This window comes from Streptomyces sp. NPDC001700, assembly GCF_053596435.1.
The window spans coordinates 1-10,115 of record NZ_JBSFGE010000061.1; the positions used below are offsets into that span (position 1 = coordinate 1).

2 protein-coding genes are annotated in these 10,115 nt (G+C 69.9%); both read right to left on the reverse strand.

Annotation, left to right across the window (positions count from 1 at the left end):
- Positions 1–6,315, reverse strand: a 6,315-nt coding sequence (locus ACWC5C_RS41790) for a type I polyketide synthase (protein ID WP_450884560.1), incomplete at its 3' end; no start/stop codon positions are given.
- Positions 6,312–10,115, reverse strand: a 3,804-nt coding sequence (locus tag ACWC5C_RS41795) for an SDR family NAD(P)-dependent oxidoreductase (protein WP_450884562.1), incomplete at its 5' end; no start/stop codon positions are given. The genes ACWC5C_RS41790 and ACWC5C_RS41795, both read right to left, overlap by 4 nt.

Genomic DNA, 10,115 nt, shown 5'->3' on the forward strand with positions numbered 1-10,115 from the left:
GAGGGTGAAGAGGGCGGCTTGGGTGTAGAGGGTTTGGTTGAGGAGTTCAGGGTCCTGGCCCCACACGACTTCGGTGAGTGGCCGGTCGAGGTGGGTCTCCAGTTCCTCGCATACCTCGTCCCAGGCCTGCTGGAACACCGGGAACGCGTCGTACAGTTCCCGGCCCATGCCGAGGCGTTGGGAGCCCTGGCCGGTGAAGAGCATGGCCAGTCCGCCGGTGGCGGGGGTTGTGATGGTCAGTGTTTGGAGTGCGGTGATCAGTTCGTCGCGGTTGGTGCCTACGGCGACCGCGCGGTGGGAGAGTGCTGTGCGTGTGGTGGCCAGGGACCAGGCGATGTCTGCCGGGTGCAGGTGGGGGTTGTTCTCCACGAAGGACTTGAGGCGTTCGGCCTGTGCGTGGAGGGCGGTCTCGCCCTCACCGGACAGCACCCAGGGAATCGCGGGCAGGTCACCCCGATCCGACCCGGACTTCACTTCGGATTCCGCCTCGGCCGAGGCCTGTTCGAGGATGACGTGGGCGTTGGTGCCGCTCACGCCGAACGAGGAGATGCCCGCACGTCGCGGAGCACCCGTCTCCGGCCAGTCGCGGTGCTCCGTCAGCAGTTCCACCGAGCCGGTGGTCCAGTCGACGTGGGGGGTGGGTTCGTCGAGGTGGAGGGTCTGGGGCAGTACGCCGTGGCGCATCGCCATGACCATCTTGATCACCCCGGCGACACCGGCGGCGGCTTGGGTGTGGCCGATGTTGGACTTGATCGAGCCCAGCAGCAGGGGGCGTTCGGCGTCGCGGTCCTGACCGTAGGTGGCCAGCAGTGCCTGCGCCTCGATGGGGTCGCCGAGTGTCGTGCCGGTGCCGTGTGCTTCGACGGCGTCGATCTCGGTGGCCGAGAGTCCGGCGTTGGCCAGGGCCTGGCGGATGACGCGTTGCTGGGAGGGACCGTTGGGGGCTGTGAGGCCGTTGGAGGCGCCGTCCTGGTTGACGGCGGAGCCCCGTACGACCGCGAGGACCTGGTGGTCGTTGCGTACGGCGTCCGAGAGCCGCTCCACGAGCAGCATGCCGACGCCCTCGGCCCAGCCGGTGCCGTCCGCACCTGCGGCGAAGGACTTGCACCGCCCGTCCGCCGCGAGACCCCCCTGGCGCGAGAACTCTTCGAACGCGGTCGGAGTGGCCATGATCGTCACACCACCGGCGAGGGCCAGCGAGCATTCTCCGTTCCGCAGCGCCTGCACGGCCAGGTGCAGGGCCACCAGCGACGACGAGCACGCCGTGTCCACCGTCACCGCCGGGCCTTCGAGGCCGAAGGTGTAGGACACCCGCCCGGAGATGATGCTGCTCGAACTGCCGGTGAGGAAGTACCCCTCGGACTCCGACGCGGCGCCGTAGCCCTGTGAGGACGCGCCCACGAACACGCCAGTGCGGCTGCCCCGCACCGAGGATGCCGGGATGCCCGCCTGTTCGAACGCCTCCCACGTGGTGTGCAGCAGCAGGCGCTGCTGCGGGTCCATCGCCAGTGCCTCACGCGGCGAGATACCGAAGAAGCCGGGGTCGAAGTCGCCCGCGCCGTACACGAAGCCGCCCACACGGGTGTACGGGGTGCCGGTGCGGCCCGTGGCCGGGTCGTACCCGCCGTCCAGGTCCCAGCCCCGGTCCGTCGGGAAGGCCGAAACGGCGTCGCCGTGAGAGTCGACCAACCGCCACAGGTCCTCGGGCGACTCGACACCGCCCGGGTAGCGGCAGCTCATGCCGACGATCACGATGGGGTCGTCGTCGGCCGCGACCACTGCCGACACGTCAGCCAGGATCTCCTGCGAAGCGCCCAGCGCCTCGCTGACCAGATACGCGGCGAGCGCCAGCGGTGTCGGACAGTCGAAGATCACCGTGGCGGGCGGGCGGATGCCCGTGGCGGTGGTGAGCCGGTTGCGGAACTCCACGGCGGTCAGCGAGTCGAAGCCGATCTCCTGGAAGGTCCGCGTGGCATCGACAGCCTCAGGACCCGGGTGTCCCAGTACCGCCGCCGCAGCCGTACGCACCAACTCCAGGGCGGCGCGACTTCGCTCCGCCTCGGACAGGGAACGGAGGCGAAGCGCGAACGCGCCGACCGGCGCGGCGGGCTCGGCCATGTCGGTCAACAGCTCGCTCAGCAGGGGGCTCGGACGCAGAGCCGTGAACCGCGGCCCGAAGCGGGACCAGTCCACGTCCGCGACCACGACAGCCGTCTCGTCACCGCGCAGCGCCTGCCCCAGCGCCGTGATGGCCAGCTCGGGCGCCATGGCCGAGAGGCCGTGGTCGGCGAGGAGGTCCGCGCCCTCGGCGGCCATGCCGCCGCCGTCCCACATGCCCCAGGCCACGGAGGTGGCCACCAGGCCGTTGGCCCGGCGGCGATGTGCCAGCCCGTCCAGGAACGCGTTGGCGGCGGCGTACGCGGACTGGTTGCCGCTGCCCCACACACCGGCGATCGACGAGTACAGGACGAACGCGTCCAGATCCGCCTCGCGCGTCAGCTCGTCGAGATGGATGGCGCCCGAGACCTTGGCCCGCATGCCGGTCTCGAACTCGTCGGCGCTCAGGTCGTCCACGGGACCCCAGCTCGGAACCCCGGCAGCATGCACGACCACGCGCAGGTCCGGGATCGTACCGAGCAACTCGGCCACCGCGTCCCGGTCCGCCACATCGCACGTGGCCACCCGCGCCCGGACGCCGAGCGCTTCGAGCTGCGCGATCAGTTCAGGCGCTCCGGGGGCGTCGACGCCTCGGCGGCTGGTGAGGATGATGTGTTCGACGCCGGTGGTGGCGAGCCAGCGGGCGACGTGGCCGCCCAGGGCGCCCGTACCGCCCGTGACCAGTGCGGATCCGGTAGTACGCCAGATCACGGGCGACCCACTGCCGCCCGGCTCGACACGTCGCAGTCGGCCCGCCCATACGCCGGTGGGGCGGATGGCGAGCTGGTCTTCGTTGGTGGCGCCGCCGAGTATTGCGCACAACGATGCCGTGATGTGTTCGTCGGTCTGGGTGGGGAGGTCGATGAGTCCGCCCCAGCGGTCGGGGTGTTCGAGTGCGATGACGCGGCCGAGGCCCCAGAGTGCGGCTTGGTCGGGGTCTACTTCGTCGTTGTTGGTTGCGGGTACGGCGTTGTGGGTGATGCACCACAGGGGTGCGTCGATGTCTGCTGTGGTGAGGGCTTGGACCAGTGCGACGGTCTCGGTGACGGGCAGGAGGGAGACGACGCCTGCGAGGTTCGTACCGCCCTCCAGTTCCGCGATGGTCGTCACTCGTGCGTCGGCGCCGACTGCCCGCAGCGCGTCGGCGACCGTGTCGGCATCGTCCGCTGTGCTGCCCGGCTCGGCCACGACCATCCAGGTGCCGGTCGGCCTCGGCTGGGAGGACAGCGTGCTGACCTGGGTCCATGCGTACTGGTATCGCCAGGTGTCGGTGGTCGACTGTTGTTGTTGGCGGCGGCGCCAGGATGCCAGTGCTGGTAGTGCTTCGTTCAGGGGTTGGTCGGGGTTGATGCCGAGGAAGTCCAGGTCGCCGTGTTCGATGGCGTTCCAGAGGGCGGTGTCGGTGGGGTTGGTGGTGGGTTGGGGGGTGGGTGGTTGGAGCCAGAAGCGTTGGTGCTGGAAGGCGTAGGTGGGGAGTTCGGTGCGGTGTGTTCCGGGGAGGAGGGCGTTCCAGTCGATGGGGCGGTCGTGGGTGTGGAGGTTGCCGAGTGCGGTGAGGAGGGTGGTGGTTTCGGGGTGGTGGGGGCGGAGGGTGGCTATGCCGTGGGTGTCGGTGAGGGAGGTGAGGCTGCCGTCGGGGCCGAGTTCGAGGAACGTTGCGACACCCGCCGCGCGGAGGGTGTTGAGGCCGTCGTTGAAGTGGACGGTTTCACGGACGTGGCGGGTCCAGTACTCAGGGGAGCACAGCTCCTCCCCGGCGATCGTGCCGGTGAGGTTGGAGACCACGGGGATGTTCGGGGTGTGGAATTCCACGCTCTGGAGTACGTCGGTGAACTCGGTGAGCATGGCGTCCATGCGGGGTGAGTGGAAGGCGTGGCTGACGTGCAGCCGTCGTGTCTTCACCCCGCGCGAGGTCATCGCGTCGATGACATGCTGGACCGCTGCCTCGTCGCCGGAGATCACGACCGAGGTCGGGCTGTTCACGGCGGCGATCGCCGCTCGCTGGTCGTCCAGGAGGGGGAGTACGTCGGTTTCTGGTGCGGCGATGGTGGCCATGGCGCCGCCGGTGGGGAGGGCTTGCATGAGGCGGCCGCGTGCGGCGACCACCTTCGCCGCGTCGGGCAGGGTCCATAGGCCCGCGAGGTGGGCGGCGGTGAGTTCGCCGATGGAGTGGCCGAGGAGGTGGTCGGGTGTGATGCCCCAGGAGGTGATGAGGCGGTAGAGGGAGACTTCGAGGGTGAAGAGGGCGGCTTGGGTGTAGAGGGTTTGGTTGAGGAGTTCAGCGTCTTCGCCCCACACCACTTCGGTGAGTGGCCGGTCGAGGTGGGTCTCCAGTTCCTCGGACACCTCGTCCCAGGCCTGCTGGAACACCGGGAACGTGTCGTACAGTTCCCGGCCCATGCCGAGGCGTTGGGAGCCCTGGCCGGTGAAGAGCATGGCCAGTCCGCCGGTGGCGGGGGTTGTGATGGTCAGTGTTTGGAGTGCGGTGATCAGTTCGTCGCGGTTGGTGCCTACGGCGACCGCGCGGTGGGAGAGTGCTGTGCGTGTGGTGGCCAGGGACCAGGCGATGTCTGCCGGGTGCAGGTGGGGGTTGTTCTCCACGAAGGTTTTCAGGCGTTCGGCCTGTGCGTGGAGGGCGGTCTCGCCCTCACCGGACAGCACCCAGGGAATCGCGGGCAGGTCACCCCGATCCGACCCGGACTCCGCTTCGGATTCCGCCTCGGCCGAGGCCTGCTCAAGGATCACGTGCGCGTTCGTGCCGCTCACGCCGAACGAGGACACACCGGCCCGGCGAGGTCGCTCGACGCTGGGCCAGTCCGTACGTTCCGTCAGCAGCTCGACCGCGCCGGTGGTCCAGTCGACGTGGGGGGTGGGTTCGTCCACATGCAGGGTCTGGGGCAGTACGCCGTGCTGCATCGCCATGACCATCTTGATGACACCGGCGACACCTGCTGCGGCCTGCGTGTGCCCGATGTTGGACTTGATCGAGCCCAGCAGCAGGGGGCGGTCGTGGTCGCGGTCCTGACCGTAGGTGGCCAGCAGCGCCTGCGCCTCGATCGGGTCGCCCAGTGTCGTACCCGTACCGTGCGCTTCGACGGCGTCGACGTCGGTCGTCGCCAGCCCGGCGTTCGCCAGCGCCTGTTGGATGACGCGCTGCTGCGACGGGCCGTTCGGAGCGGTCAGACCGTTGGACGCACCGTCCTGGTTGACGGCGGAGCCCCGTACGACCGCCAGTACCTGGTGGCCGTTGCGTACGGCGTCGGACAGCCGCTCCACGAGCAGCATGCCGACGCCCTCGCCCCAGCCGGTGCCGTCCGCACCTGCGGCGAAGGACTTGCACCGCCCGTCCGCCGCGAGTCCGCGCTGGCGCGAGAACTGGACGAACGTGCCGGGTGTGGCCATGACGGTGACGCCACCGACGAGGGCCAGCGAGCATTCTCCGTTCCGCAGCGCCTGCACGGCCAGGTGCAGGGCCACCAGCGACGACGAGCACGCCGTGTCCACCGTCACCGCCGGGCCTTCGAGGCCGTAGGTGTAGGAGATCCGGCCCGAGGCGACGCTCGCCGCGCTGCCGATGCCGACGTAGCCCTCCAGCTCGTCCGGCACGGCGGGCAGCCGCGAGACGTAATCGGAATACATCAGTCCGGCGAACACGCCTGTGCGGCTGCCCCGCACCGCGGATGCCGGGATGCCCGCCCGTTCGAAGACCTCCCAGGACGCCTCCAACAGCAGCCGCTGCTGCGGGTCCATCGCCAGTGCCTCACGCGGCGAAATACCGAACAGGCCGGGGTCGAAGTCCGCGACGTCATGGACGAACGCGCCCTCACGGGCGTACGAGTGGCCAGCGCGGTCGGGATCCGGGTCGTACCCGCCGTCCAGGTCCCAGCCTCGGTCGGCCGGGAAGTCGCCCACCGCGTCCACCGCCGAATCGGCCAGCCGCCACAGATCCTCGGGAGAGGCCACCCCGCCGGGGAAGCGGCAGCTCATCCCGATGATCGCGATCGGTTCCCGGCTCTTCGCCTCGACCTCGGTGAGGCGCTGCCGCGTCTGACGCAGATCGGCGGTGAGCTTCTTCAGGTACGCGAGAACCTTTTCGTCGTTTGACATTTCTTCGCCATTCCCCTCGATGACAACCGGTCGGACGTTCGTGCTGGTCATGACCCATCGAGTTCCTGGTCGATGATGCCGAACATGTCTTCCAATGAGGCAGATTCCAAGTCCTGCTTTTCCGCGTCCGCCTGCGCGGTCCGTTGCATGTCGGTCCACATGGCAACGATGGATTCCAACCGGGGCGACAGCCGCTCACGCAGAGCGGCGTCCGCACCCATGGCGGATATCACCGAAGCGATCTTGTCCAACTGCCTGAGCTGGACCGAGACCGGATCGGCTGCCTCCGGCGCGATCCGCGCCAGCAGATACGTCCCCAGCGCGGTCGGCGTCGGGTAGTCGAAGACCGCCGTCGCGGGCAGCCGGACACCGGTGGCGGTGGTGAGCCGGTTGCGCAGGTCGACCGCCGTCAGCGAGTCGAAGCCGCTCTCCTGGAACGTCCGTGTGGCGTCGACCGCCCGCGCGTCAGCGTGCCGGAGCACCGCCGCCACCTGGCCGCGGACCAGTTCCACCACGGCCTGGCTCTGCTCGGCCGCCGACAGCTCGGCCAAGCGGCGCCGCAACGCGGCCCCACCATCACTCGTCTCCGCCGCCCTCCGCGCCGGTACCGCCGGTGCGAGGCCGCGCAGTACGGGAGGCACATCACCGGTGGTCGCCAGCGAGCGGACGTCCAGGGGGCTTGCCAGGACCGTGGCATCGGCGCCTCGGCACGCGGCGTCGAACAGCTCCAGACCCTGTCGGACCGACAGCGGCATCGCGACCTTGCCCCGCATCCGGGCCACGTCGTCGTCAGACAGGTGCGTGGTCAGCCCGCTGCGTTGCTCCCAGAAGCCCCAGGCCACGGACACCGCGGTTCGCCCCTCGGCTCGCCTGCGCGTCGCCAGCGCGTCGAGGAAGGCGTTGGCCGCGGCGTAGTTGGCCTGACCGGCGCTGCCGAGGACCCCGGCGGCGGAGGAGAACAGCACGAAGGCGTCCAGCTCCAGATGGCGCGTCAGCTCGTGGAGGTGCCACGCCGTGTCCGCCTTCGGCCGCAGGACCGCATCGACCTGTTCGGGAACCAGCGAACCGACGACCCCGTCGGCGACCGTACCGGCGGTGTGCACGACCGCCCGCAGCTCCGGAACCGTGTCCAGCAGCCCGGCCAGCGCCGCACGGTCGCCGGTGTCGCACGCGGCGACGCGGACCCGGGCGCCCAGCGCCTCCAGCTCGGCGGCGAGGTCCTCGGCCCCCGGCGCGTCGACACCGCTGCGGCTGGCCAGCACCAGGTCCCGGGCACCGTGCTCGGACACCAGATGCCGGGCGACCAGGCCGCCGAGCGTCCCGGTGCCACCGGTGATCAGTACGGTGCCGCGCCCCCACTCGGGGGATACCCCGTGTGGCGCGGGCGCCTTGGCCAGCCTGGGCACCAGCACCCTGCCCGAGCGCAGCGCCACATTGGGCTCTCCCGCCGTGAGCACCGCGGGCAGGACACCGAGGCCCGAGCCGTCGTGGTCCACGACCACGATCCGGTCGGGGTTCTCCAACTGGGCGGTGCGCAGTAGGCCTTGTACCGCCGCCCCGGCCAGATCTTCGACGTCGTCGCCCGTGGACGTGGCCACGGCGCGGTGCGTCAGCACCACCAGACGAGTGTCGGCGAACCGGTCGTCCGCCAGCCACTCTTGCGCCACCCGCAGCACCCGGTGCAGGGCGGCCGCCGTCGTCTCCGCGGCGGAAGCGTCTCCGGCGTCGTGCGAGCACGGCACCAGCAGGACGTCCGGCACCTGCTCCAGCGCGTCCAGGCTGTGGGCCAGCTCCAGCGACACCCCGGCCGCCTCCAACGCGGCACTCGCCTTCAGCTCGTCGTCCTGACCACCCAACAGCGCCCAGGAAACCGGCCGTTCAGGGTCCGAGCCGCTGAGGTCGGAGACGACAGGGACAGACACCTCGGTCCAGTCCATGCGGAACAGCGCGTCGACCTGGCGGCCGCTCGCCTCCAGCAGCCGCTGTCCGGCCAGCGGGCGCATCACCAGCGAGTCGATGGCCAATACCGGCGCCCCGACCACATCGGCGACCCGCACCGACACCGCATCCGTACCGGCAGGCCGCAACGCGACCCGCACCGTCGACGCGCCCACGGCGTGCAGGCTCACCCCGTTCCAGGAGAAGGGAAGATAACCCTGGCCCGGTTCGGTGACGAACGTTCCCAGGGCGAGGCCGTGCAGCGCCGCGTCCAGCAGAGCCGGATGGATCCCGCAGCGCCCCGCATCGCTCCACGCGTTCTCGGGCAACACCGCCTCGAGGAACACCTCGTCCTCACGGACCCAGGCGGCGCGTAGACCTTGGAAGGACGGGCCGTACCGGTAGCCCCGGTCGGCCATTCCCCCGTACACCTCGCTGACGTCGACCTGCTCGGCACCGGGCGGCGGCCAGGCCCGCAGGTCCTCCGGCGACCTCACCGTGGCACTCGTGCCACCCGTGGCACCCGTGCCGTCCGTAGTGCCCGCACGGAGCACACCGGTGGCATGACGCACCCAGTCGCTGTCACGTCGGGAGAACACGGCGAGGTCCCGATGACCTAGCTCGTCCGCGCCGCCGACGGACACCTGGAGCTGAACGGTCTCGTGCTCGGGGACCACCAGAGGCTCGTGCATCGTCAGCTCACCGAGCACGTCGCAACCGACCCGAGCCCCCGCCTGCAGTGCCAGCTCCACGAAAGCGGCCCCCGGCAACAGCACCACACCCAGCACCGTGTGGTCGGCCAGCCACGGCTGCCCGGCGAGCGACAGCGCACCGGTCAGCACGCAGCCGTCCGATCCGGGAAGCGGCACCGCCGCGCCCAGCAGCGGGTGGTCGACAGAGCCCAGCCCCAGGCCGGACGCGTCCCCCGTGCCGCGTTTCGGCTCCAGCCAGTAGCGCTCGCGCTGGAAGGCGTAGGTCGGCAGCTCCACCTGCCGCGCGCCTGTTCCCTGGAAGACGGTCCGCCAGTTCACTTCGGCTCCGGTGACGGAGACCTCTGCGAGCGATTTGAGGAATCGTTGGGCGTTGCCTTCGTCGCGTCGGAGGGTTCCGGTGGTGACGATGTGGGTGTTGGTGGTGTCGGCGGTGTCCTGGATGCCGATGGTGAGGACGGGGTGGGGGCTGGTTTCGATGAAGGTGGTGTGGCCGAGGGTGAGGAGGTTTTCGATGGTGTTCTGGAATTGGACGGTGTGGCGGAGGTTGCGGTACCAGTAGGCGGCGTTCAGCTCTGCCGTGTCGGTGAGCGCACCCGTGACGGTGGAGTAGAAGGGGATCTCGCCGGTGCGCGGTGTGATGGGGGCGAGGGCCTGTGCCAGTTCGTCTTCGAGTTGTTCGACGTGGTCGGAGTGGGAGGCGTAGTCGACGGGGATGCGTTTGGCCTGCGGGTACTCGGTGAGGAGTGTGTCGAGTGTGTGGTTGTTGCCGGAGACGACGGTGGAGGTGGGGCCGTTGATGGCGGCGATGGACAGCCCGTCCCGGTCGCGCAACTGCTCTGCGGGGAGGGGTACGGAGACCATGCCGCCGTGGCCGGACAAGGTGAGGATCGCTTTGCTGCGCAGGGCGATGATGCGGGCGCCGTCTTGGAGGGTGAGTCCGCCTGCTACGCAGGCTGCGGCGATTTCTCCTTGGGAGTGGCCGATGACGGCGGCTGGTGTGATGCCGTGGGAGCGCCAGAGTTCGGCGAGGGAGACCATGACGGCCCACAGCACGGGCTGGACCACGTCGACTCGGCGTAGCGCTTCCTCGTCGTTGAGGATGTCCAGGAGTGACCAGTCGGCGAACGGGTCCAGTGCGGCGGCGCACTCTCGCATGCGTTCGGCGAAAACGGTCGAGGTGTCGAGGAGTTCGTGTGCCAT